The sequence below is a fragment of the Nocardioides sp. genome (assembly GCF_030150155.1).
Taxonomy (GTDB): domain Bacteria; phylum Actinomycetota; class Actinomycetes; order Propionibacteriales; family Nocardioidaceae; genus Nocardioides.
Window position 1 is genome coordinate 1 of the sequence record NZ_JASLGR010000022.1, and the last position, 23,187, is coordinate 23,187.

Sequence of the window (23,187 nt, forward strand, 5' to 3'; positions counted from 1 at the left end):
TCTCCCTAACAAAAGTGCTTTACAACCCTAGGGCCTTCTTCACACACGCGGTATTGCTGGATCAGGCTTTCGCCCATTGTCCAATATTCCCCACTGCTGCCTCCCGTAGGAGTCTGGGCCGTGTCTCAGTCCCAGTGTGGCCGGTCACCCTCTCAGGCCGGCTACCCGTCGAAGCCATGGTAGGCCATTACCCCACCATCAAGCTGATAGGCCGCGAGCACATCCCGTACCGAAAAAACTTTCCAAACACACCCATGCAGATGCGTTTCATATCCGGTATTAATCTCAGTTTCCCAAGGCTATCCCAGAGTACGGGGCAGATTACTCACGTGTTACTCACCCGTTCGCCGCTCGAGTGCCCCCGAAAGGGCCTTTCCGCTCGACTTGCATGTGTTAAGCACGCCGCCAGCGTTCGTCCTGAGCCAGGATCAAACTCTCCGTAGAAAACTACGCCCACACAACCCCAAAACAGGAGCTGTGCAGAAAAAGTGATACCTGACAGGAGATCACTGACGCACAACCACAACGTGGCTGCACATTGTCAGAATCATTGTCAAAGAAAACCATCAACACCGAAGTGTCGACGGGGTATACAAAATTAATTCATCGACTATCAATGACACACTGTTGAGTTCTCAAGAATCACACGCACACCGCGGTCCGAGCTTTTCGCTCTCGCCCTCGGGGCTTGTGGTTTAAACTTAGCGGATTGTTTCCGGCCGATTCAAATCGGCGCGAACTTCCTTCGCTATTCACTTCCACGCGCTACAAACTTCTCGGTTTTCAGTGGCAGTGACTGCGCACCGATCCCGGTCGTTCTGAGGAGTGGAGGTGGCCGCCTCGGCGCCGGAAGCCGAGCCCTTGCGGGCCCTGCTCTCGGCCGCTCCGTTGGCGACTCAGAGAACAGTAGACGGCACCGTGTGACAACACAAATCGGGGGCGACCCTGCGGTCGACCCCCGATCTGTGCGTGTGGACTCAGCTGAAGTGGAGCCCGGCGAAACGCTTCTTGCCGCGACGCAGGACGACCCAGCCATCGGCGACCAGGTCGGACTCCGAGAGCACCGCCTCCGGGTCCTCGACCCGGGCGTTGTTCAGGTAGGCCCCGCCCTCGGTGACGGTGCGACGCGCCTCTCCCCTGCTGGCTGCGAGCCCGCTGGAGACGAGGATGTCGACGATCGTGGGCCACTCCTCGGGACGCTCCACCTCGACCGCACCCGCCTCGGTCAGTGCCGCCGCCAGGGTCGCCGGGGCGAGCACCGTCAGATCACCGCCACCGAAGAGTGCCGCAGCCGCGGCCTTGGCCTGCTCGGTCTCCTCAGCACCGTGCACCAGCGTCGTCATGTGGTCGGCCAGCGCCTTCTGTCCGGCCCGCAGGAACGGCTTCTCCGCGGTCGCGGCCTCCAGCTCCTCGATCTCCTCGTGGGAGAGGAAGGTGAAGACCCGCAGCAGTTCGCCGACCTTGACGTCCTCGACGTTGAGCCAGAACTGGTGGAAGGCGTACGGCGACATCATCGTCGGGTCGAGCCACAGGGCGCCGCCCTCGGTCTTGCCGTACTTCGTGCCGTCGGCCTTGGTGATCAGCGGGGTGGTGAAGGCGTGCACCGTGGCACCCTCCGCCCGACGGACGAGCTCGACACCACCGGTGATGTTGCCCCACTGGTCCGAGCCGCCGTACTGCAGCGTGACGCCGTGGTCGCGGAACAGCTGCAGGTAGTCCATCGACTGCAGCAGGATGTAGGAGAACTCCGTGTAGGACAGGCCGTCGGACTCCAGCCGGCGCTTGACCGTCTCGCGGGCCAGCATCCGGTTGACCGGGAAGTGCTTGCCGACGTCGCGCAGGAAGTCGATCGTCGACAGCCCCGAGGTCCAGTCGTAGTTGTTCACCATCGTCGCCGCGTTGTCCCCGGTGAAGGAGACGAACGGCTCGAGCTGCCGACGTACCCGCTGCACCCAGTCCTGGACGGTGTCCAGGGTGTTGAGGGTCCGCTCGCCGGAGTCACGCGGGTCGCCGATCATGCCGGTGGCGCCACCGACCAGGAGGAACGGCGTGTGGCCGGCCTTCTGCAGGCGCATCGCGGTCACGATCTGGAGCAGGTTGCCCATGTGCAGGCTCGGAGCCGTCGGGTCGAACCCGATATAGAACCGGACACTCTCGCCGCCGAGCGCTTCGCGGAGCGCGTCCCGATCAGTGGAGTCGGCGATGAGGCCGCGCCACTCGAGATCGTCGAGGAGGGTCTGGTCGATGGACACTGGAGTGCCTTTCGTCGGTTGGCTGACGCCCTCAGCCTAATGAGCGCGAGCCCTGACCGACGATCCGGCGGGCCAGGTCGGCCCTGTTCTGACGGCACCAGGGCGGACCGCCGATCACTCTGGCCGTGTACGTCGCCCGGAATCAGGCTCGCAGCCAGGTGATCGCCTCACGACTGAGTCGTTCGCGGCTGGTTCCCGGGAGCGCTGACGTCACCCGCGGCGTGCGCCGAGAACCCGAACGCGGTCATCGACGTCACCTCCCAGTGGTCGGGAACCTCGAAGTCGCAGGCGAGGCCGTCACGGTCGAAGGCGCGGAACTGGTGAGCGTCGAGGCCCATCGCCAGGCCCTGGACCGTCATGTGGGCCACCGCCTGGCCCAGGTCGTAGTGCGCGAACTCGGAGAACTCGCTCGCACCCATCCCCTGCCAGGTTGACCACCAGCAACGACGCGTCCGCGGCCCACCTGGTCGAGCTCCGGGCCCGATGCGCTGCGATCCGCGCGTGGACGCCATCGCCCCGTCGTCCCACGATGAACCGCCACGGTTGGGAGTTCCCGGCCGAGGGAGCCAAGCGGGCTGCGTCCAGCAGCGCATCCACCTCGCCCGCGCCGATCTCGGCCACGGGGTCGAAGCGCATCGGACTGCAACGCTCCCGCAGCGCGGGGTGCAGATCCGGGACCGACGGCACCTCTCATCGCGACATGCCCCCATTGTGCGGCACCGCACCGACGATACGGCCGATCAAATGGTGGATGTGATCTGTGCATACGGGTGGACTACCAGTGTGCGCGACACTCGCGGCCGGCAGCGACGCGCGATGACCCTCGCCAACAAGGCGGCAGACCGCCATTGGGCGGATGGCGGTTCGACTCAGCCCGCACGTCGTGTCGCCGCTGCCGAGCGGTCACCGGTGGCGACAGTGGCGGTCATCGCTGCGTCGGCGATCGGCCTCATCATGGCGATGCAGTCGGCCTCCCTGCTCACAGGAACGAGCACCCAATGGACTGGCGCAGCGATCTGCGTGGCTGCAGGCGTCGGAGCGTACGTCTTGCGGAGTTCCGTTCCGCGAGCGGCTCGAGTGATCGCCGTCCTCGCTGCGATCGTCGCGCTGGGGAGCGTGGCCTACCTGGAGTCGCAGATGGCGGACAAGCGCGAGGAGATCGGCAACCTCTTCAGCACCTACTGAGCCTACTGACCGTTCAACGCCACGCTGCGATTCGCGTATCAAGGCCGCTCTGCCTCAGAAGCCACAAGGCACGGTAGCCCGTTCTCGGCGCGGGACCGCCACGACCCGAAGGGGCGGATCTGGTCGCAGGAGTCAGTTCAACCCACGCGTGGTGTTCACCGCCAGGTGGCGAAGAAACTCGCTCGGCGGGTGAGCGAATGTGGACAACTGGCCGAGGTGACGCCATGGGGCCACTTTGCGGCCCCATGGCCGTGTGACGCGGCTCAGGATTCGTTGTAGGCCTTCGTGGCCCCGGCGACCGCCTCCGCATGGGTGAAGCCGTCTCCTGCCGACGACTCCAGTTGGGTCGTGAGTTCCCGAAGCGACATCGGCGACATGTCCAGATAGTTCTTCGCCGCCGTGTACGCCTGCTTGTTCCAGTCGACCTTGATGTGATTAACAGCAAACTTGGCATCGGCCTTCGGATACCCGCTTCCGGCGCTCGACGAGAGCTGCCGGATAAGGCCCGCCTTAGAGAAGGGCGCCGTGTCAAGGTACTGCTTGGCCGCAGCGATCGCGCGCTCCTGGCTCTTCGTGTACTCGCTCCCTTTGGCCTTCGCCGTTGACCCCGCCTTGTCCGAGGCATTCGCGACAAGGGCGTCGGTTGTGGTCCCTGCACACCCACTGAAGGCGAAGAGGCCCAGTACCGAGGTGGCAGTCAAGGCTGCAACACGCATATTCTTCATGCGGGCATGCTAGAGGCAATTCTCATGACAGTCTCAGGAATCATCATCGCCGAGCTAGGACGCATCAGTAACCAGGATGCCGCCGAGATCGCCGAGGGAGAGGCCGCCCTTCGTGTCACAAGGCGTCCACTGGACATCCAAGCGGAGGTCAGCGCCGCATGCGACCAGATCTCCACGGAGAAGGGCTGGCTGCCGTGTACCCAGTCGGTCTCAGACGAAGACCGCCAGCGTGACGCTGAAGATCACCACGTCCTGGCACAGATGGACGATCCATGCCCAGGCCCCCGCGTCGACGTCGCGGACCTCCTCACGCGACGACAGCCACAGGAAGACGCAGGTCGCCGCGGTGGCCAGCACCGTGAAGGTGATGCCGACCGACCCAGGACTCTACGGCGCGTACGCCGAGAGCGCGCATCTGCCGCGAGGGCGCCCCCAAACGCCCCCACCGCAGGAAGCCACGGCCGCTGGCCTCGGTCACCGCCAGCACGACCACAGCGGTCACGCCCCACGCGGTCGCCTGGTACGCCAGATAACGCAGCACCGACTCCGCTTCCTGCTGCCCGATCGCCCAGGTCGCGCTCACGAGAGCGATGGTGCCCAGAAGGCAGGCCGCCAACGACACCAGGGGACGTCGAGTCCGAGCGGCGTCGAGGAGGACAGAGTCGGAGGTCACCGCGCCGCCTGATCACACCGAAGGTCCGGCGGACCGGCATGTCGCTCCACCCTCGCCAACCTGCCGTGCGCCCGCCAACGACGATCCATCGCGTCGTCGCCGGGCGACCTGGTAGGGCGGGTGGGGCTCGAACCCACGACCCAAGGATTATGAGTCCTCTGCTCTAACCGACTGAGCTACCGCCCCGAGGCGCCTGGAACGTACGAACCGACCAGAAGCCAGCGCAAGGCTAGCGGCGACGGGGCGGTCGTGGGGTGAGTGCCCCCACCATCGATCGCCGAGCCGCCGCCGAGCCACCGCCAAGCCACCGTCCGGCCTCAGAAGGATCAGGCGGCGAAGCCGGCGTGGACGTGGTCGTGGTGGGTGCGGTCGCTGAACCACTGCGGGGCGGCGCCGAGGAGGTACGGCCCGCCGGTGTTGTAGGAGCCGGCGGCGGTGACCGCCTCCATGTAGGCGACGACCAGCGAGCGGGGCGTGCTCGGGGCGACCACCGGGTGAGCGTCGATCGCCCAGGTGTCGAAGGCCCGGCCCCGTGGGTGGTCGCTGGGGCGCGTCGTACCGAAGACATCGATCGGGTGGCCCGAGCGGACCACGGAGACGCTGACATGCCACCGCCGGCCGACGGCGACCATCGCCTCCAGGACGCTGTCGTGCACCTGGCCCGAGAGTACGTCGGCGCGGGCCGCCGGGGGCAGCGCGATCCGGTCGCTGGCCAGGACCCGCCGGGCCGCGAGGGTGTGCCGGGGCGCGGCCGGGCCCGGCTGGGACGGATGGAGGGCGGTGACCTGCCAGCCGGTGCCGCGACGGGTCAGACGGACGTCGTAGGTGTGCAGCGGCGCGGTCACCACGAGCACGCTCGCGGTGCTGGCGAGCAGGCCGCCGTACTGCGCGTCGATCACTTGGACCTGCGCCTGCGCCTGGACCGCACGCACCGCGGCGACCTTCGCGCCGGGCTCGAGCTCCCCGGCGCCCGGAGTCCACCCGGCCGGCGTCGCAGTCGCAGTCGGCGTCGCAGTCGCCGACGCTCCGGGACTGGTCACGCCGGTCGCCCCGGTCGTGGGGCTCGGCGCGCCCGACGACGTACGGCCATCGCTGCATGCCGCCAACGCTCCTGCCGAGCCCAGCAGGAGAACAGCCCGTCGGGAGAGGGGTCCGACCTCCATGCCCTCCACGGTAAGCCCGATCGCGCGGGTGCGCCCCGCGGTTGCGGTGTGGGGTGGGTGGGCAAGATGGAGGTGTCGCCACCGTGTCGCGGTGGCCATCGGGGCGGGAGGGCGTCGTGACGGCGGACGAGAAGCGCGCAGCAGCGCGGGAGCTGGCCCACGCGGCCGGGGCGGCAGGAGACCCACTCGGCTGGTTCGAGCCGCTCTACCGGGCCGCGGCCGAGGGGACCGCGACGGTGCCGTGGGCCGACCTCGCGCCCAACCCCCTGCTGACCTCCTGGACCGGCCTGGCCGACCTGCCGCCCGGCACCGCGGTCGTCGTCGGCTGCGGGTACGGCGACGACGCGGAGTGGCTGGCAGCGCAGGGGTGGCACGTCACGGCCTTCGACCTCTCCCCCACCGCGATCGAGGCCTGCCGCGCCCGGTTCCCCGACTCGACCGTCGACTACCGCGTCGTCGACCTGCTCGACTCGGAGTCGTTGGGCCGCTTCGACCTGGTCGTGGAGATCTACACCGTGCAGGTGCTGCCGCCGCTCTCGACCGAGCGTGCCAGTGCCGTCAGCGCACTGCGTCACCTCACCGGCCGCGACCTGCTGGTGATCGCCCGGGGTCGTGACGAGGCCGACGACCCTGGCTCGATGCCGTGGCCCCTGACCCCGACCGAGATGACGATGTTCGGCCAGGGGGGCGTGCGAACCGTCACCATCGAGGACCTCCCCGACCCCGTCGAGCCGGCCGTACGCCGTCTGCGCGGCCACTTCCGTCGCTCCCCCACCCCGCGGGTCGAGGAGTGGTTCCTCGACCGGGAGGGACGCGGCAACCCGTCCTCGGCGATCGACGACCACCACCGGCCCGGCGAGGCGTTCAGCCGGGGCAACCTCGCCCGTCCGCTCGTGCACGGGTCGACGTACTTCGCCGAGCTGCTCACGGTCGTGGAGGCCACCGGCGAGGGAGACCGGGTCTGGTTCACCGACTGGCAGTCCAACCCGGACGAGCGCCTCGGCGACGGGATCGGCACCGAGCTGCTGGCGGTGCTGGCCCGGGCGATCGAGCGCGGGGTCGACGTACGGGCGCTGGTCTGGCGTTCGCACTCCGGGGTGATCGGCTACTCGCACGAGGAGCATCGGGACCTGGCCAGCGCGCTGAGCGACCTCGGCGGCGCCGTCCAGCTCGACATGCGGACCCGCCCCAACGGCGCCCACCACCAGAAGTTCGTGGTGGTGCGTCACCGCGACGACCCGACCCGCGACATCGCCTACGTGGGCGGGATCGACCTGTGCCACGGCCGGCGCGACGACGCTCTGCACCACGGCGACCCGCAGGCCGAGACGATCGCGTCGGAGTACGGCGACCTGCCGCCGTGGCACGACGTCCAGCTCGCCCTCCAGGGGCCGGTCGTGCATGACGTCGAGACGGTCTTCCGGGAGCGCTGGCGCGACTCCACCCCGACCAGCCGCAACCCGCTCCGCCGGCTGCGGGACCGCTTCGACGGCCTGGCCGGCACCGAGGTCGCCACCGAGCCGCTGCCGCCCCAGACGCCGCCGCCTCCCCGGGTGCGCGGCGCCAACCACGCCGTCCAGCTGCTGCGCACCTATCCGGCGCTCGGCAACGGCTGGGCGTTCGACTTCGCTCCCGACGGGGAACGCTCGGTGGCCCGAGGCTACAGCCGCGCGGTCAGCCGCGCCCGCTCCCTGATCTACATCGAAGACCAGTTCCTGTGGGGCGGGGAGATGAGCACCGTGCTCGTCGAGGCACTGCAGGCCAACCCCGAGCTGCGGCTGATCGCCGTCCTCCCCCAATTCCCCGACCAGGAGGGGTGGTTCGCCCGCGACCCGCAGATGCTGGGCCGGATGCGCGGCGTCCTCAAAGTGCTCCTGGCCGCACCGGAGCGGGTGGCGTTCTACGGCTTGGAGAACCACGCCGGCACCCCCGTCTACGTGCACGCCAAGGTCTGCGTCCTGGACGACGACTGGGCCTCGATCGGCTCGGACAACTTCTGTCGGCGGTCGTGGACCAACGACTCCGAGCTCTCCGCCGCCGTCGTGGACCTCGGCCTGACCACGCAGATGACGTACGCCGAACGACTGCGCCTCACGCTGGCGGCTGAGCACCTCGACCGACTCGACCCCGACCAGATGCGTGCGGGCACTGGCGTGACCGACGAGGAGCTGCGGGCGGTGATGGCCGACTGCACCTCGACCACGGACCTCTTCGACCGCTTCGCCGAGGCCGCCGACGCACTGGAAGCCTGGCACGCCGGCGGACGGGTCGGTCCACGGCCGCCGGGACGGCTGCGGCGCCTGCCCGAACCCCGTCTTCCGGTGCTGCGCCAGCTGCTCGCCGCACCCTGGTACCGCTACCTGCACGACCCCGACGGGCGGCCGCTGCGGCTGCGTCTGCGCGACGAGTTCTAGACCCGTTCCGCGGAAGTGGGGGCCCGATTTCCCCCTCCTGGCTGGGTGTTGCTACTGTTTCACCGCTGCCAAAGCACAGCGATCCCCTGTAGCTCAACTGGCAGAGCATGCGACTGTTAATCGCAGGGTTGTTGGTTCGAGTCCAACCGGGGGAGCAAGAGAAGGGCCCGATTCACGGAAACGTGGATCGGGTCCTTCATCGTTCCCCAGCGATTCTCTGCGAGGATTCGGGAATGGTCCGGCTCTCGCGTCGATGGATGGTCTCCTCTGCGGCGTACGTCGTCATCGTCACCGCGGCCGCGGCGGCCTGGTTCGTCACGGAGGAACCAGCGTTCTATGTCGCCGCTCTCGTGCTGACGGTTCCGACCATCGGGCTCACGCTGGTGCCGATCGTCCTCGCGACGGCTCTGCTCGACACCTCGGTTGACGGGAGCGGGACGATCCTGACCGAGGCGGTCTTCGTCGTCGGGCTCGCGGCCACCGCAGCGCTCAACGTGCTGCTGGCGACGGCGGCCTCCCGCACGCTGTGTGGTTGCCGATTCGGCGGCGCGAAGCTCGCCGCTCTGCCACGCTGAACCCCTGCGACGACTGCGGCAGCTGCGCCGGGACCACGCACCCGGTCAGCTCACCTGGCTGATCGTCGTCGCGCTCTTGGGCAGCACCTTGTACGGCGCCGGCGGGCGAGCGGCTGACGTCATGCTGAACCTCGCCTGGGGCGCGCTGCTCGGCGCGTTCTGGCAGTGGCGCTCCCGGCGGCCGGTGCTCGAACGGGCCAAAGCCGTCGGCCAGGTTTTCCTCGCTGTGGTGGCCTTCAGCGTCTGCCTGGACCTGCTCGTCCTCATCGGCGGCGGTGAGCTCGGCGACGCCGACTCGCCGTCTGCGACACGAGTCGCCTCGCTCATCGGCATCGCGCTGGGACTGACAGCCACCGAGGCCTACCTGCGTCGCCGCTCGGACCTCGTGGTTCAGTAAGTCACGTTGCTAGGAGACCAGGTCGTCGCGCAGCGCGCGCCGTTCCTGCTCCAGCGCCGCCACCTCACCGGCGATCGCGAAGTAGCCGTCCAGGTCGCTCGGATCGGCACGCTGCAGCCGGGAGTGGGCCTCGGCGATCCGTCGGGCGATGGTCGCCTCCCGCAGCCGCGAGACCACCTCGCGCACATAGACCGCCCCGGCGTCCTTGGTCCGGATCGGCTCCACGGCCAACGCGGTCACCAGCGGCACCAGCCGGTCGTCGGTGCAGCGCGCCTGCACGGTGGTCACCCACTGCTCGTCACCGGCGCCGGCGACCACGCCCCCGGCGGCGGCCATCAGCGCCCAGACCGCCCGGTAGGCGGGGTGGGTGAAGTCGTCGGGGCCGATGCTGGCCGTCAGTGAGCCGATCACGACCGGCTGCTGGAGCAGCGCCTTGAGCACCTCGCGCTCCAGCGAGAGCCGCGGGTCGCGGGGGTCGGGCAGGGCGGGGCCCGCGGGTGCCGGGGCCGGGGGCTGCGTGGCCGGGGCCTGCGTCCTGCTGGAGCGCTCCCCTGCCCGGCGTACGGCGGCCAGAGCCGCCCCGGTGTCGACGCCGACCATCCCGGCCAGCTCGCGGGCGAACTCGGTGACCTTGGACTTGTCCCGGATCGCCGAGACCAGCTGGGCGGCCTCGCGCAGGGCCTCGACCCGGCCGTCGGCCCGGTTGAGGTCGTAGCGGCCCACGACGTTGCGGAGCACGAACTCGTACAGCGGCTTGCGGCCGTCGATCAGCTCCCGGACCGCCGCGTCGCCCTGCGCCATCCGCAGGTCGTTCGGGTCCAGGCCGTCGGGGGCTACCGCGACGTAGGTCGGCGAGTGGAACTCCTCGTCGGCGGCGAAGACCTTGAGCGCGGCGGCCTGCCCGGCAGCGTCGCCGTCGAAGGTGAAGATGATCTCGCCCGTCGAGCCCTTGAAGTCGCCCATCAGACGCCGCAGCACCTTGCCGTGGTCGCCGGTGAAGGCGGTGCCGCAGGTGGCCACCGCGGTGGGCACCCCGGCGAGGTGACAGGCCATCACGTCGGTGTAGCCCTCGACCACGACCGCGCGGTGGGTGAGCTGGAGCCCCTTGCGCGCCAGGTCGATGCCGTAGAGCACCTGGTTCTTCTTGTAGATCGGGGTCTCGGAGGTGTTGATGTACTTGCCCGAGATCCGGTCGTTCTCGAACAGCTTGCGGGCGCCGAAGCCGATCACGTCGCCGTTGGACTCACGGATCGGCCAGATCACGCGGCCCTCGAAGCGGGAGTAGCCCCGGGTTCCGACCAGGCCCGCCACGACGAGCTCGTCCTCGCTGAAGCCACGGGCGCGCAGGTGCTGCGGCAGCGCCTTGCCGTTGGTCGGCGCGTAGCCGACGCCGAAGATCCCGGCCGCGTCCTGGTCGAACCCCTTGTCTGCGAGGAACTGGCGAGCGATCACCGCCTCGGGGGTGAGCAGCTGCTCGGCGAAGAACTCCTGGGCGATCTTGTGCGCCTCGACCAGCTTGCCGCGACCGGGCCCACGCGGGGCCTGCGGGGCACCGCCGCCGCCCTCCTCGCGCTGCAGCACGACGCCGACCTTGTCGGCCAGCCGCTCGATCGTCTCGGCGAAGTTGAGGCCGTCCATCTCCTGGACGAACTTGATCACGTCGCCGCCGGCCTGGCAGCCGAAGCAGTGGTAGTAGCCGCGCGAGGGGTTGACGTTGAAGCTCGGCGACTTCTCGTCGTGGAAGGGGCACAGCCCCTTCAGGTTGCCGCCCCCACCGGGGCGCAGGGTGACGTACTGGCCGACGATGTCCTCGATCTTCGCCTTCTCGCGCACCTCCGCGATGCTTTTGTCGAGAATCCGGCCGGCCACAGAGTGATCCTAGGCCACGCCCTAGGCGACCAGAGAGCGATGCCAGGCCACGGCTGTGACATCCGTGAGGCTCGCCACCTGATCGATCACCACCCGGAGGCGGGCGTTGTCGTCCGCGGCCGCCGCCCAGTCGTCGGCGAAGGGCCGGTCCAGGGCGTCAGGACCTCGCTCCAGCAGTACGCCGACCAGCTCGGCCAGCAGCTCGCGCTGGCGGACCTGGACGGCCCGATGCTCGTCGGCCAGCATCACGTAGTGGGTCGCGATGCCCTTGAGCACCGCGATCTCGACCCGGGTCTGCTCGGGGATCACCAGGTCCCCGCCGTGGCGGACCTGGACCTGCTCGTTCGGGGTGGCCGTCTGCACGGCACCGCAGAAGCGGCCGATCAGGTCGCTGGTGAGGTTCTTCAGGGCGGCCAGGGAGCGCCGCGAGCCGTCGTACGGTCGGGTGGGCCAGCCGTCGACGAGCCGGAGCGCCGCGAGCGCTTCCTTCATCGCGGTCTGGTCGGCATCGGGGAGGTACCAGCTGCGGACGATCTCTCCGACAGCGTCCTCGTCGAGGCGGGTGAGGTCCAGGTGGCCGGCGGCGACGCCGTCCTCGACGTCGTGCACGGAGTAGGCCACGTCGTCGGCCAGGTCCATGATCTGGGCCTCGATGCAGCGGTGCTGGCCGTCGGCGGGGTCGCGCATCCAGGTGAAGACCGGCAGGTCGTCCTCGTAGACGCCGAACTTCCGACCGCGCTCCCCTGCCCGCCACGGGTACTTCGTGCAGGCATCGAGGGTGGCCCGGGTCAGGTTGAGGCCGACCGAGGTGCCGTCGGCGTCGAACGTCTTGGACTCCAGCCGGGTGAGCAGCCGCAGGGTCTGGGCGTTGCCCTCGAACCCGCCCGCCGCGGCGGCAAGCTCGTGCAGCACGGTCTCGCCGTTGTGCCCGAACGGCGGGTGTCCGAGGTCGTGGGCCAGCGCCGCGGTCTCGGCGAGGTCGGCCAGCTCGGGCTGGTCGTGACCGATCGCCCGGGAGACGTCACGGGCGATCTGGGCGACCTCGAGGCTGTGGGTGAGGCGGTTGCGGGCGAAGTCGTCGAACTGCGGGCCGACGACCTGGGTCTTGGCGGCCAGCCGCCGGGTCGAGGCGGCATGGACCAGCCGCGCACGGTCGCGCTCGAAGGCCCGCCGGATCGGAGCGTCGACCCGCTTGGGCGGCTCCGCCACCACCCGCTCGCGGTCGGCGTCGGTGTAGGGGTCCGGGCTCACCCGGTCAGCGTAGCGAGTGCGCCACTGCTCCAGCACTGACGCTCCGCCGGGCGCCGGAACCGGCGGGGAACGCGTGCGACCGCAAGGCGGAGGCGCGAAGGCGGCCTTGGAGCGAAGCGGGCCGGCGAGCGCCTCCAACGCAGCGGGCGCTCCGTTCCGCGTCGGTTTAGTTCGTGCCGAGGTGGACGTGGTCCATATGGTTCGCGGTCGCACTCCCCCGGTCGGCGAAGGTACGCCAGCCCTCACTGGAGCGGACCGGGGTCCAGATCCGATGCCACCACAGGATGTCGTAGAGGTCGAGGACCGCGGCGTTCTTCTGCGCCCAGGCGGCGATCTTGTCGCCCAGGGCCTTGTTGCCCGGGACCATCACGTCGATCGCGTTGCCGGTGTCGTGCTCGGTGCGGGCGGCCCAGCCGCCGTACGACGTCACCTCGGGGAAGGCGTGGCACACCGCGCGGTAGAGGGCGATGGTCTGCGGCTTGAGGCCCTTCTCGACGCCGGTGTCGGCGCAGGGCGCGGAGTTGAGCACCGGGTCGGGCTTGTCGGTGGCGAGGTAGCCCTCGCTGACCCAGCGCACCTCGCCGTCGATCACGACCTCGACGCGGGAGTTGACCACGCGGCCGGTGGACTTGATCTTCTCCCCGGAGGCGACCTCGCCGTCCTGGGTGGCCGAGTCGGCCGGGGAGGTCCAGATGTTCAGTGCGGTGGTGGTCCACCGGGTGACGGCGGTGGACGTGGCCTCGGCCGAGGCGGCAGCGCTCATCCGGCGGCTCAGCGAGCGCGACAGGCTGCGCTTGCGCTGCTCGACCGCACTGGCGGCGGTGCTCTGCGCGTCGTCGGTCGCCGCGGCGTTGGCTGCGGAGGCGGACGCGGTGGCGTCGGTGGTCGCGGCTACCTGGTCGGCGGCGATCTGGGTCGACGAACCCGAGGTGGCGACCCCGACACCGACCACCGCGACGGTGGCGACGGTGGCGGCGGGAGCAGCCACGTTCAGCGGCTTGAACCGTCGCCGACGAGGCGCACAGTGGCGCCCTGCATGGCGAGGAGAAGCGGACATGGTCCAACACCTAACCACACGACCCCAGCCGCCGAGGCATTGTCGACCGAGTGCCATAAATCAGCGCGGCTGCGTCAGCCGCCCGAGACCATGTCCTCGTCGAGGGCCAGATCGGTGCCGTCGGTGTCGTCGAGCCACCCCTCGGGCGTGATCACCTTGGCCCGCGGAGCGCCCTGGCGACCACGCGGCGCGCCGAGCTCGGAGACCGGGAACGGCTCGCTGCGATCGAGCTCTCCCAGCAGTACGTCGAGGTCGGCCAGGGTCTTGACCAGGCCGAGGTTCTTGCGCATCTGGCCCCCGGCCCCGAAGCCCTTGAGGTACCAGGAGACGTGCTTGCGGAACTCCTTGCAGCCACGCTCCTCGCCCATGTGCTCGCACAGCAGCTCGGCGTGGCGGCGCATCACGTCGGCGACCTCGCCGAGGTCGGGCAGCGCCTTGGCGCTCTCCCAGGCCGCCGGGTCGGCGAACGCGGTGGCCAGGTCGCCGAAGAGCCACGGGCGGCCCAGGCAGCCGCGACCGATGACGACGCCGTCGACGCCGGTCTGCTCGACCATCCGCAGCGCGTCGGAGGCCTCCCAGATGTCACCGTTGCCCAGCACCGGGATGTCGACGCTGGCCTTGAGCTCGGCGATCGCGTCCCAGTCGGCCTCGCCGGAGTAGGCCTGCTGCACGGTGCGTCCGTGCAGCGCGATCCCGGCGATCCCCGCCTCGGCCGCGATCCGGCCGGCGTCGAGGTAGGTGAGGTGATCGTCGTCGATCCCCTTGCGGGTCTTCATCGTCACCGGGACGTCGTACGGCGTCGCGGCCTGCACCGCGGCGGTGAGGATCTGGCCGAGCAGCGTCCGCTTCCAGGGCAGCACTCCCCCGCCACCCTTGCGGGTGACCTTGGGCACGGGGCAGCCGAAGTTGAGGTCGATGTGGGCGACGCCGTACTCCTCGCAGAGGATCTGCGCGGCCTTGCCCACGTAGACGGGGTCGGTGCCGTAGAGCTGGACCGAACGCACCGTCTCGGACGGGTCGAAGATCAGCATGTCCTTGGTGTGCTGGTCGCCCTCGACGAGGCCACGGGAGGTGATCATCTCGCAGACGTAGAGGCCGGCGCCCTGCTCCAGGCAGAGTGCGCGGTAGGCCGCATTGGTGATCCCGGCCATCGGCGCGAGCACCACAGGCGTGCTGATCTCGAGCGATCCGAACCGAAGCGGAGCGGGCGGCGAGAGCGTAGTCACCTCGTCATTGTCGCCGACGGCGTCGGCGTGACCCCAATCGTGCCGGAGGTCGAGGCCGAGGTCGACGCGGACGCCGATCCGGTGGCCGATCCGGTCGCGGTGCCGGCACCGGGCAGCAGCGCCGCCGGGGTCGACCATGTGATCGGGACGAAGTCGACCGAGGGCCTGAAGGTGACGCCGGTCAGGGAGCCCTTGTCGGGCACCAGGTAGACCAGGCACGCCTTGACCGTGGCACCGGCGGCGAACTTCTTCGGGAAGGCCCCCGGGTTGCAGGGCTTGAACGTCGAGGCGAAGGTGCTCGGCTCGACCAGGGTGTCGGCTGAGGTCTCGCCGTACAGCGGCAGGGTGAGCCCGCCGAGGTCGACGGTGCCGACGTTGGTCACGGTCGCCTTGACGAAGTACGGCGACGAGGTCTGCAGCGCCGAGCTGACCTTCCAGTCCCTGAAGCTCTTGGCGTACGTCGTGGGCTGGATCGCGGTCACGGTGATCCGCAGCGCCCCCGACGGGCGGACGGCCTTGGTCGGGGTCGCGGTGACGCTGGCCGAGCCGGTCGGCGTCGAGGACGCGTCCGGCGTGGACGTCGCACTCGGGGCGCTCGACGTCGACGCGGTGGCCGTGGGGGTGGCGGTCGGTGCCGCCGTCGTCCCGGTCGCGGGAGGCTGCCACGCGACGGTGGCAGCCTCACCGAGACTCAGGTCGGTGCCCGGCTTGGCGTAGGGCAGGCCGGACGGGGCGTTCGAGGGGTAGCCGGCGGGGATCGGCGTGGTCGACGGGGTGACCGGCGCGGTGGTCGACGGTGCCGCCTTCGGCTCCGAACCACCACAGCCGGCCAGTGCCAGCGCCGTGACGGTGCCCAGCACCACCACGCTCAGTCGCCCCACCGGCTGCCCCATCGATCAGACTCCCAGCAGGCGGGCGCCGAGGTAGCTCGACACCTGGTCCAGCGCGACCCGCTCCTGCGACATGGTGTCGCGCTCGCGGATCGTGACGGCCTGGTCCTCCAGGGTGTCGAAGTCGACCGTGATGCAGTACGGCGTCCCGATCTCGTCCTGACGGCGGTAGCGCTTGCCGATCGACTGCGAGTCGTCGAAGTCGATGTTCCAGTGCTTGCGCAGCTCGGTGGCGAGGTCGCGCGCCTTGGGCGAGAGCTCCTCGTTGCGCGACAGCGGCAGCACGGCGGCCTTGACCGGGGCCAGGCGCAGGTCGAGCTTGAGCACGGTGCGCTTGTCGACGCCGCCCTTGGCGTTGGGCGCCTCCTCCTCGGTGTACGCGTCGACCAGGAAGGTCATCAGCGAGCGGGACAGACCGGCTGCGGGCTCGATCACGTACGGCATGTAGCGCTCGTTGTTGGCCTGGTCGTAGTACGACAGGTCGGTGCCCGAGTGCTTCGAGTGGGTGGTGAGGTCGAAGTCGGTGCGGTTCGCGATGCCCTCGAGCTCGCCCCACTCCGAGCCGGCGAAGTTGAAGCGGTACTCCACGTCCACGGTGCGGGTCGAGTAGTGCGAGAGCTTCTCGGGCAGGTGCTCGAAGAGCCGGAGGTTGTCAGGGTTGACGCCGAGGTCGACGTACCACTGAAGACGGGTGTCGATCCAGTACTGGTGCCACTCCTTGTCCTCACCGGGCTTGACGAAGAACTCCATCTCCATCTGCTCGAACTCGCGGGTGCGGAAGATGAAGTTGCCCGGGGTGATCTCGTTACGGAACGACTTGCCGATCTGGGCGATGCCGAACGGGGGCTTCATCCGCGAGGAGGTCACCACGTTGGCGAAGTTCACGAAGATGCCCTGGGCGGTCTCGGGGCGCAGGTAGTGCAGCCCGGACTCGTCGTCGACGACGCCGAGGTAGGTCTTGAGCAGGCCGGAGAAGGCCTTCGGCTCGGTCCACTGGCCGCGCGTGCCGCAGTCGGGGCAGGCGATCTCCGACATCGAGACGTCGTCGGGGTTCTCGATGCCGTTCTTCTCGGCGTAGCGCTCCTGGAGGTGGTCCTGGCGGTGGCGCTTGTGGCACGAGAGGCACTCGATCAGCGGGTCGGAGAAGGTCGCGACGTGACCCGACGCCTCCCAGACCTGGCGCGGCAGGATGACGCTGGAGTCCAGGCCGACGACGTCGTTGCGGCTGGTCACCATCGAGCGCCACCACTGGCGCTTGATGTTCTCCTTGAGCTCGACGCCGAGCGGTCCGTAGTCCCAGGCAGAGCGGGTTCCGCCGTAGATCTCGCCGCACGGGTAGACGAACCCGCGCCGCTTGGCGAGGTTCACAACGGCGTCGACGGTCTTGCCAGGGGCGGGCGAGGTAGCCACGGGGCCTGCTTTCTTCAGTCACACAGTGAGTCACACGAGGCACGACGGGGCTCGCCGTGCCGACTAGGACACAGCCTATCGACCGCTCGGGGCCGACTGCGCCCCGCAACGAGTTTGAAAACGATTCTCATAGTGCGACCATGGTTCTCATGTTCATTCCGCTTGAAGAGGTGCACGGCCAGGGGTTCTTCGCCGAGTACTGGTCGATCCTGACCGACCCCGCCCACGTCGCGGTTGAACTGACACTGACGGCCATCATCGACGGCCTGTTGCTGGGTCTGCTGGTGCCGCTGATCAAGGGCTACGTCAACTATCGGCTGCAGCGACAGCACGCCGAACTCGACGCGGAGCACGGGATCCACCACCATGACGATCACATCCATGTGAAGCGCGAGAGCGTGGCACCCGACTGCGAGGTGCTGGAGGAGACGTCATGAAGGACACCCCCCTGCGTCCGACCCGTCAGCGGCTCGCGGTGAGCGCCGCGCTCGCCGAGCTCGACGGGTTCCACTCCGCCCAGGAGATCCACGACCTGCTCGGACAGCGTGGCGAGACCGTCGGTCTGGCCACGGTCTACCGGACCCTGTCGGCCCTGGCCGAGGCCGGCGAGGTCGACATGATGCGCTCGGAGGAGGGTGAGGCGATCTACCGCCGCTGCTCGGCCTCGCACCACCACCACCTGGTCTGCCGCTCGTGCGGACGCACCGTCGAGGTCGAGGGACCGACGGTCGAGCAGTGGGCCGACTCGGTGGCCGCCACCCACGGGTTCAGCGACGTCTCCCACACCCTGGAGCTCTTCGGCACCTGCGCCGAGTGCGCGGGCTGAGACCCGACGAGGTCGGCGGCGGCGGTACGCCGTTCAGTGCAGGCAGACCTCGTCGATCACCGCGCGGATCTCGGACTCCTTGGGGATCCAGCCGCGCGCGAGCTCGGCCCTGAAGACCGCCACGACGGCGCGCTGGCGCTCGGGGGAGAGGGCATCGAAAACCTCACGGGTGGTCATGAGATCACCCTCCCCCGGCTCGGCTGCCACAAACCTGATCGGGACCTGGGGTCCCCAGATTAGGGGAGGAACCCGGAAGTCGACGGTGGTGAACCCGGAAGTCGACGGTGGCGAACCCGAAAGTCGGCGGTGGTGAAGCCGGAAGTCGGCTAGGCGGAGCCGTAGCGGCGATCGCGGCGGGCGTACGTCTCGCACGCGGCCCACAGGTCGCGGCGGTCCACGTCGGGCCAGAGCACGTCGGTGAAGACCATCTCCGAGTAGGCCGCCTGCCACAGCATGAAGTTGCTCAGTCGCTGCTCCCCCGAGGTGCGCCAGACCAGGTCGGCGTCGGCGAGGTCGGGGACGTACAGGTAGCGCTCGAAGACCTTCTCGGTGATCTTGTCCGGGTTGAGCCGGCCGTCGCGGACGTCCTTGGCGATCCGGGCGGTGGCGTCCATCAGCTCGGCGCGACCGCCGTAGTTGACGCACATCGTCAGGGTGCACACGTCGTTGTCCTTGGTCAGCTCCTCGGCGATCTGGAGCTCGCGGATCACCGACTTCCACAGCCGCGGGGTGCGCCCGGCCCACTTCACCCGGACGCCGAGCTCGTGCATCTCGTCACGACGGCGGCGGATCACGTCCCGGTTGAAGCCCATCAGGAACTTCACCTCCTCGGGACTGCGCGACCAGTTCTCCGTGGAGAAGGCGTACGCCGACACGGCCTTCACCCCGAGCTCGATGGCGCCCTCGACGACGTCGAAGAGGCTCGACTCGCCCTCCTCGTGACCGCGGGTGCGGGGCAGGCCCCGCTCCTTGGCCCACCGGCCGTTGCCGTCCATGATCACCGCGACGTGGCGCGGGACCAGGTCACGCGGGATCGGCGGCGGCGTAGCGCCCGAGGGGTGCGGAGTAGGGCGGCGGACCTGACGCTTCACGATCGACAACTGTAGAGCGGCCGCGGGCGACGGGCCTGCTCAGGTGGCACGCAGGTAGCGCAGCACCGCCACCACCCGCCGGTGCGAGTCGGTGTCGTCGGGGGCCAGGTCGAGCTTGGCGAAGATCCGCTGGGTGTGCTTCTCCACCGCTGCGGCGGTGACGCTCAGCTCGGCGGCGATGGCGGCGTTGGAGCGTCCCTCGGCCATCAGCCCGAGCACGTCGCGCTCGCGCGGCGTCAGGGTGTCGACCGGGTCGCGCCGCCTGCCCAGCAACTGCTTGATCACCAGCGGGTCGAGGGTGGTGCCGCCCCCGGCCACGACCCGGAGCGCCTCCAGGAACTCCGCCAGGGCCGAGACCCGGTCCTTGAGCAGGTAGCCGACCCCGCCGGCGGCGTCACCGATCAGCTCCTCGGCGTAGGAGAGCTCGACGTACTGGGACAGCACCATCACCCGGGCCTGGGGCCAGGCCTGGCGCACCGCGACCGCCGCGCGCAGCCCCTCGTCGGTGTGGGTCGGCGGCATCCTGACGTCGACGATGCCGAGGTCGGGTCGGTGCTCGAGCATCGCGTCGACGAACCCGGGGCCGTCCCCGACCGCTGCCACGACGTCGTACCCGGCCTCGGAGAGCAGCAGACCGAGTCCCTCGCGCAGCAGCATCGAGTCGTCGGCGATCACCGCGCGCATCGGCACCTCCGTAGTCTCGGGTGTGGACTCCGGCACGGTCTGGGTCACGACGCCGTCCCGAGGCTGAGCGGGACGCTCGCCACCACGACAGTGCCACCCTCCTCGGGCGAGGTCACGTCCAGGGTGCCGTCCACGGCGTCGAGGCGCTGGCGCAGACCGGCCAGGCCGAGGCCCTTGGCCAGGTGCGCCCCACCGATCCCGTCGTCGGCGACGGTGGCCCGGACCTGCCCGTCGGCCACGGTCACGCTGACCCGCGCCGAGGTCGCCTGGCTGTGCTTGGCGACGTTGGTGAGCGCCTCCGCGACGGCGAAGTAGACGGCCGTCTCGACGTGCAGCGGCAGCGCTCCGGGTCCCTCGGGCAGGTCGAGGTGGGAGACCACCGGGACTGCGGCGTGGGTGACCATCTCCTCGATCGCCGCCCGCAGGCCGCGGTCGACCAGCAGCGGCGGGGCGACACCCCGGGACAGTGCGCGCAGCTCGGCGACCGCCTGCCGGGCGTGCTCGACGGCGTCGTCGATCAGGGCACCGGCCCCACTGGCGTCCTCCTCGCCCAGCCTCATCCTGGCCCGGCCCAGGTCCATGCTGAGCCGGACCAGGCGCTGCTGCGGGCCGTCGTGGATGTCGCGCTCGAGGCGGCGCAGGGAGGCCGCCTCGGCGGCACGGGTGGCGTCGCGGGTCTCCTCGGCCCGGTCGACGCGGTGCTGCAGCTCGGCGCGCGAGCAGAGCACCAGCTCGGCGAGCTTGCCGTGGGCCAGGGCCGCGATCCGGCACCCCACCGGCAGCGTCACCAGGGCGACCACGCCGAGGCCGAGGTTGACCAGGCTCTCCGCGGTACGGCTCTCCCCCAGCCCGAGCACGGTGGCCAGGCCCTCGTTGTCGGCGGGCAGGTAGGCCGACCAGAACCAGTAGGTCAGCCCCGCACCGACGGTGGCCCACCAGGCCACCACGACCCCGAACGCGAAGGTGCCGGTGACCAGGCCGATCAGGGACCAGAGCACATCGAGCCAGGACTGCGGGTCACGCACCGGTGCCAGCGTGCGGGCCCAGAAGCCCGCCCCCGGCTGCGCCGGGAGGTACGTCGGCGTGGGAGCCTCCAGGCCGAGCATGGCGCGCATCGTGCGGCGCTCCAGTGCTGCCTGGGCGCGGGCGACCAGGAGGGTGAGCGGCAGCAGCAGGATGCCGCCCAGGATGATCGCGAGCCCGACCGAGAGCGACAGGCCGGTCACCACGATGACGAAGAAGACCAGGCTGACCACGAAGGCGAGCAGGCTGTAGCCGGTGTCGAGGAACGTCTGGGTCACCCAGCCGGCGCGGCGGCGCGCTACCGGGGTGGCCGGCTGCTCCGGGGTGAGGTCGTCGTCGTGGCCCATGACCACCATCGTCGTCGTACTCATGCCTCCAACGCTAGAAACCGCGGGGCTCGCGCGCGATCCAGGACGCTGGCCGACTCGCTGTCGGGCTAGCCCGACACCCGGCGCGGGGAGCGCTCGACCAGCAGCACGCCCAGCACCGTGGTGAGCGGCATCGCGAGCAGGACACCCAGGCCGCCGACCAGGGCGTGCACGATCTCCTCGGCGATCTGCTCGGCGCCGAGCAGATCGAGCAGGGAGCGGTCGTAGAGGCCCAGGGCCAGCAGCAGGGTGAGCGCGGAGCCGACGTAGGCGAAGGCCAGGGTGTAGATCGCCGAGGCGACGTGGTCGCGACCGATCCGCATCGCACTGCGGTACAGCGAGCGGCGCGACATGTCCGGGGCCGCCTCACGCAGCTCCCACACCGCCGAGGCCTGGGTGATGGTGACGTCGTTGAGGGCACCGAGCCCGGCGATCACCGCAGCCGCCTTGAGCACGTTGTGCAGGTTCACCGAGGGCAGCATCGACGACAGCATCGAGCCGCCGTCGTCGATCACACCGTTGAGGTGGGCCGCATCGATGGACAGGTGCGCGGCCAGGGCCGAGATCGCGATCCCGACCAGCGTCCCGGCCAGCGCCGTGCTGGTCCTGATCGAGACGCCGTGGGTGAGGTAGAGGATGACGAACATGATGATCGCCGCGCCGACCATCGCGACCGGCAGCGCCGCCTCGCCGGTGAGGATCGCGGGCAGCACGAACCAGCCGATCACTCCCCCGGCGACGCCGAGGCTGACCAGGGCGAGCAGGCCGCGCAGCCGTGCCACCGCGACCACGGCGACGACGAAGATCACGGTCAGGATCCACAGCGGGGTGGAGCGCTGGACGTCGTACCAGGCATAAGTGGCGGTGTCGCCGGGGACGTCGGCCGTGGGCGGCGTCCGCATCATGATGATGGTGTCGCCCTTGGTCAGACCCGCACCGGAGACCTCCGGGGCGACCCCGATCTCCTGCTCCTGCCCCTTCTCCGGTCCGCTCTGCGCGATCGCGGCGACGTGCCCACAGTCGGGCGAGGAGTCGTTGAGCGAGGCGCAGCGCGGCTGCACCGTGGTCACCGTGCCCTTGACGTACGTCGTCCCCGAGACCGCATAGGTGAGGGTGCCGTGCAGCTTGGCGGCGGCCCCGTGGTCGGGCCACCAGCGGATCGCCCCGACCACGGTGCCGAGCGCGACCACGGCGAGGGCGACGATCAGGACCAGGGCGGGCACCCGGGCCACCACCACCGGGGTGCGCTCCTCCCCCTCACGGCGGGCGTGTCCATGACCGTGGCCGTGGCCGTGACCGAAGTCGTGACTCTGACGATGACGAGATCCGGCGCCCACAGGCACCGACCCTAGCCGGGGCACGAAGGCGCCGGCTCAGCGCTCCACGAACGCCAGCGAGCGCAGCCCGCGCTCCAGGTGCCAGGCCAGGTAGTTGGCCACCAGCCCGCTCGCCTCACGCAGGTGCCGGCCCTCGGCGGCCTCCACGACGGGCCAGTTGCCGGCCAGCAGCGAGCCGAGCACGACCAGGGTCTCGAACGCCGGCGCCGCCGAGCCCGGCACCCGGCAGGTCGCGCACAGCGAGCCGCCGTACGCGGCGTTGAACCAGCGGTGCGGGCCCTCCAGGCCACAGCGCGCACAGCCGTCGAAGCTGGGCGCGTACCCCGCCACGGCCAGGGAGCGCAGCAGGTAGGAGTCGAGGATCTGTCCGGGGGCGTGCGCGCCGCCGGCCAGGGCACGCAGCGCACCGACCAGGAGCAGGAACTGCTGCACGGCGGGCTCGCGCTCCTCGACCACCATCCGGTCGGCGGCCTCCAGCATCGCTGTGCCGACGGTGTAGGTGTCGTAGTCCAGGGCGAGGGTGGACTGGAACGGCGAGAGCGTCTCGGCCTGGGTGATCGTGTCCAGGCTGCGCCCCTCGGCGAGCTGCAGGTCGACGTGGGTGAACGGCTCCAGCCGCGACCCGAAGCGTGAGGTGGTGCGGCGCACGCCCTTGGCCACGGCCCGGATCCGGCCGTGCGAGCGGGTCAGGAGTGTGATGATGCGATCGGCCTCACCCAGTTTGTGTGTGCGCAGCACGATTGCTTCGTCACGGTAGAGCGCCACGCCTCT

Annotated in this window: 23 protein-coding genes, 2 tRNA genes, 1 rRNA gene and 1 pseudogene; 7 read left to right on the forward strand and 20 right to left on the reverse strand. The window is 69.9% G+C overall.

The annotated features are described in order from the left end of the window. From Q1V88_RS05925 to Q1V88_RS19565, 4 genes and pseudogenes are all read right to left on the reverse strand, one after another. A 16S ribosomal RNA gene (locus tag Q1V88_RS05925) occupies positions 1-444 on the reverse strand; the annotation flags it as partial. A gap of 533 nt (positions 445-977) precedes the next feature. Then, positions 978-2,252, reverse strand: coding sequence for a tyrosine--tRNA ligase (tyrS, locus tag Q1V88_RS05930; protein ID WP_300679225.1), 1,275 nt, complete (start codon positions 2,250-2,252; stop codon positions 978-980). 167 nt (positions 2,253-2,419) lie between these two features. Then, on the reverse strand, positions 2,420-2,671 hold the full coding sequence (locus tag Q1V88_RS05935) for a hypothetical protein (RefSeq protein WP_300679228.1): 252 nt from the start codon (positions 2,669-2,671) through the stop codon (positions 2,420-2,422). Positions 2,672-2,774: 103 nt separating this feature from the next. Further along, positions 2,775-2,888, reverse strand: a pseudogene (locus Q1V88_RS19565) (nitroreductase family protein); the annotation flags it as partial. 180 nt (positions 2,889-3,068) lie between these two features. Between Q1V88_RS19565 and Q1V88_RS05940 the strand changes: the two are divergent. Beyond that, complete coding sequence (locus tag Q1V88_RS05940) at positions 3,069-3,437, forward strand: hypothetical protein (protein ID WP_300679231.1); 369 nt, start codon at positions 3,069-3,071, stop codon at positions 3,435-3,437. A 263-nt stretch (positions 3,438-3,700) separates the two neighbouring features. On the opposite strand, the gene Q1V88_RS05945 is transcribed toward Q1V88_RS05940, so the two are convergent. From Q1V88_RS05945 to Q1V88_RS05960, 4 genes are all read right to left on the reverse strand, one after another. Continuing rightward, positions 3,701-4,162, reverse strand: a complete 462-nt coding sequence (locus tag Q1V88_RS05945; protein WP_300679233.1) for an Ltp family lipoprotein — start codon at positions 4,160-4,162, stop codon at positions 3,701-3,703. Between the two features lie 210 nt (positions 4,163-4,372). Continuing rightward, positions 4,373-4,519, reverse strand: a complete 147-nt coding sequence (locus tag Q1V88_RS05950; RefSeq protein ID WP_300679235.1) for a hypothetical protein — start codon at positions 4,517-4,519, stop codon at positions 4,373-4,375. Positions 4,520-4,944: 425 nt separating this feature from the next. Continuing rightward, positions 4,945-5,021: transfer RNA gene (locus Q1V88_RS05955), tRNA-Ile, on the reverse strand. Positions 5,022-5,161: 140 nt separating this feature from the next. Continuing rightward, complete coding sequence (locus Q1V88_RS05960; protein WP_300679238.1) at positions 5,162-5,998, reverse strand: hypothetical protein; 837 nt, start codon at positions 5,996-5,998, stop codon at positions 5,162-5,164. 116 nt (positions 5,999-6,114) lie between these two features. Between Q1V88_RS05960 and Q1V88_RS05965 the strand changes: the two genes are divergently transcribed. The 4 genes from Q1V88_RS05965 to Q1V88_RS05980 all read left to right on the forward strand — a co-directional run bounded on the left by Q1V88_RS05965 (position 6,115) and on the right by Q1V88_RS05980 (position 9,384). Next, entirely contained in the window at positions 6,115-8,412 is a 2,298-nt protein-coding gene (locus Q1V88_RS05965) for a phospholipase D-like domain-containing protein (protein WP_300679241.1), read from the forward strand. An 82-nt stretch (positions 8,413-8,494) separates the two neighbouring features. Further along, positions 8,495-8,567: transfer RNA gene (locus Q1V88_RS05970), tRNA-Asn, on the forward strand. A gap of 102 nt (positions 8,568-8,669) precedes the next feature. Further along, positions 8,670-8,987 (forward strand): hypothetical protein, encoded by a 318-nt coding sequence (locus Q1V88_RS05975; protein WP_300679244.1) that lies wholly within the window; start codon positions 8,670-8,672, stop codon positions 8,985-8,987. Positions 8,988-9,108: 121 nt separating this feature from the next. Further along, positions 9,109-9,384, forward strand: coding sequence for a hypothetical protein (locus Q1V88_RS05980; RefSeq protein WP_300679246.1), 276 nt, complete (start codon positions 9,109-9,111; stop codon positions 9,382-9,384). A 9-nt stretch (positions 9,385-9,393) separates the two neighbouring features. Here Q1V88_RS05980 and dnaG read toward each other — a convergent pair whose 3' ends face one another. From dnaG to Q1V88_RS06010, 6 genes are all read right to left on the reverse strand, one after another. After that, a complete protein-coding gene (dnaG, locus tag Q1V88_RS05985) occupies positions 9,394-11,253 on the reverse strand; it encodes a DNA primase (RefSeq protein WP_300679248.1) in 1,860 nt (619 codons plus the stop codon). 21 nt (positions 11,254-11,274) lie between these two features. Continuing rightward, entirely contained in the window at positions 11,275-12,504 is a 1,230-nt protein-coding gene (locus Q1V88_RS05990) for a deoxyguanosinetriphosphate triphosphohydrolase (protein ID WP_300679250.1), read from the reverse strand. A 166-nt stretch (positions 12,505-12,670) separates the two neighbouring features. Then, complete coding sequence (locus tag Q1V88_RS05995; RefSeq protein ID WP_300679253.1) at positions 12,671-13,492, reverse strand: mucin-2 protein; 822 nt, start codon at positions 13,490-13,492, stop codon at positions 12,671-12,673. Positions 13,493-13,635: 143 nt separating this feature from the next. After that, positions 13,636-14,787: a tRNA dihydrouridine synthase DusB gene (dusB, locus tag Q1V88_RS06000; protein ID WP_300679256.1), complete on the reverse strand. Its 1,152-nt coding sequence runs from the start codon at positions 14,785-14,787 to the stop codon at positions 13,636-13,638. Further along, positions 14,784-15,680 (reverse strand): hypothetical protein, encoded by an 897-nt coding sequence (locus tag Q1V88_RS06005; protein ID WP_300679259.1) that lies wholly within the window; start codon positions 15,678-15,680, stop codon positions 14,784-14,786. The genes dusB and Q1V88_RS06005 overlap by 4 nt, the downstream gene beginning before the upstream one ends. A 3-nt stretch (positions 15,681-15,683) precedes the next feature. Then, entirely contained in the window at positions 15,684-17,087 is a 1,404-nt protein-coding gene (locus Q1V88_RS06010; RefSeq protein WP_300679261.1) for a glycine--tRNA ligase, read from the reverse strand. Between the two features lie 140 nt (positions 17,088-17,227). On the opposite strand from Q1V88_RS06010, the gene Q1V88_RS06015 reads away from it, so the two are divergent. After that, positions 17,228-17,524 carry a hypothetical protein gene (locus tag Q1V88_RS06015; RefSeq protein ID WP_300679264.1) on the forward strand — a complete coding sequence of 99 codons (297 nt, stop codon included), beginning with the start codon at positions 17,228-17,230 and terminating at the stop codon, positions 17,522-17,524. Then, positions 17,521-17,913, forward strand: a complete 393-nt coding sequence (locus Q1V88_RS06020; RefSeq protein WP_300679266.1) for a Fur family transcriptional regulator — start codon at positions 17,521-17,523, stop codon at positions 17,911-17,913. The genes Q1V88_RS06015 and Q1V88_RS06020 overlap by 4 nt, the downstream gene beginning before the upstream one ends. Positions 17,914-17,946: 33 nt before the next feature. On the opposite strand, the gene Q1V88_RS06025 is transcribed toward Q1V88_RS06020, so the two are convergent. The 6 genes from Q1V88_RS06025 to recO form a co-directional block, all read right to left on the reverse strand. Further along, positions 17,947-18,090, reverse strand: coding sequence for a hypothetical protein (locus tag Q1V88_RS06025; RefSeq protein ID WP_300679268.1), 144 nt, complete (start codon positions 18,088-18,090; stop codon positions 17,947-17,949). Positions 18,091-18,239: 149 nt separating this feature from the next. Continuing rightward, entirely contained in the window at positions 18,240-19,004 is a 765-nt protein-coding gene (locus Q1V88_RS06030; RefSeq protein WP_300679270.1) for an isoprenyl transferase, read from the reverse strand. A 39-nt stretch (positions 19,005-19,043) separates the two neighbouring features. Next, positions 19,044-19,688 carry a response regulator transcription factor gene (locus Q1V88_RS06035; protein ID WP_300679293.1) on the reverse strand — a complete coding sequence of 215 codons (645 nt, stop codon included), beginning with the start codon at positions 19,686-19,688 and terminating at the stop codon, positions 19,044-19,046. A 44-nt stretch (positions 19,689-19,732) separates the two neighbouring features. Beyond that, positions 19,733-21,082, reverse strand: a complete 1,350-nt coding sequence (locus Q1V88_RS06040) for a sensor histidine kinase (RefSeq protein ID WP_300679272.1) — start codon at positions 21,080-21,082, stop codon at positions 19,733-19,735. A gap of 65 nt (positions 21,083-21,147) precedes the next feature. Further along, on the reverse strand, positions 21,148-22,416 hold the full coding sequence (locus tag Q1V88_RS06045) for a YibE/F family protein (protein ID WP_300679275.1): 1,269 nt from the start codon (positions 22,414-22,416) through the stop codon (positions 21,148-21,150). 36 nt (positions 22,417-22,452) lie between these two features. After that, positions 22,453-23,181, reverse strand: a complete 729-nt coding sequence (gene recO, locus Q1V88_RS06050; protein WP_300679277.1) for a DNA repair protein RecO — start codon at positions 23,179-23,181, stop codon at positions 22,453-22,455. Between the last annotated feature and the right edge of the window lie 6 nt (positions 23,182-23,187).

Coding starts and splice junctions, on each gene's coding strand:
- Q1V88_RS05935 (WP_300679228.1), bottom strand. CDS start 2,671: ATGGGTGCGAGCGAGTTCTCCGAGTTCGCGCACTACGACCTGGGCCAG.
- Q1V88_RS05940 (WP_300679231.1), top strand. CDS start 3,069: ATGACCCTCGCCAACAAGGCGGCAGACCGCCATTGGGCGGATGGCGGT.
- Q1V88_RS05945 (WP_300679233.1), bottom strand. CDS start 4,162: ATGAAGAATATGCGTGTTGCAGCCTTGACTGCCACCTCGGTACTGGGC.
- Q1V88_RS05960 (WP_300679238.1), bottom strand. CDS start 5,998: ATGGAGGTCGGACCCCTCTCCCGACGGGCTGTTCTCCTGCTGGGCTCG.
- Q1V88_RS05975 (WP_300679244.1), top strand. CDS start 8,670: ATGGTCTCCTCTGCGGCGTACGTCGTCATCGTCACCGCGGCCGCGGCG.
- Q1V88_RS05980 (WP_300679246.1), top strand. CDS start 9,109: ATGCTGAACCTCGCCTGGGGCGCGCTGCTCGGCGCGTTCTGGCAGTGG.
- Q1V88_RS06005 (WP_300679259.1), bottom strand. CDS start 15,680: ATGGGGCAGCCGGTGGGGCGACTGAGCGTGGTGGTGCTGGGCACCGTC.
- Q1V88_RS06015 (WP_300679264.1), top strand. CDS start 17,228: ATGGTTCTCATGTTCATTCCGCTTGAAGAGGTGCACGGCCAGGGGTTC.
- Q1V88_RS06020 (WP_300679266.1), top strand. CDS start 17,521: ATGAAGGACACCCCCCTGCGTCCGACCCGTCAGCGGCTCGCGGTGAGC.
- Q1V88_RS06025 (WP_300679268.1), bottom strand. CDS start 18,090: ATGACCACCCGTGAGGTTTTCGATGCCCTCTCCCCCGAGCGCCAGCGC.
- Q1V88_RS06035 (WP_300679293.1), bottom strand. CDS start 19,688: ATGCGCGCGGTGATCGCCGACGACTCGATGCTGCTGCGCGAGGGACTC.
- Q1V88_RS06040 (WP_300679272.1), bottom strand. CDS start 21,082: ATGAGTACGACGACGATGGTGGTCATGGGCCACGACGACGACCTCACC.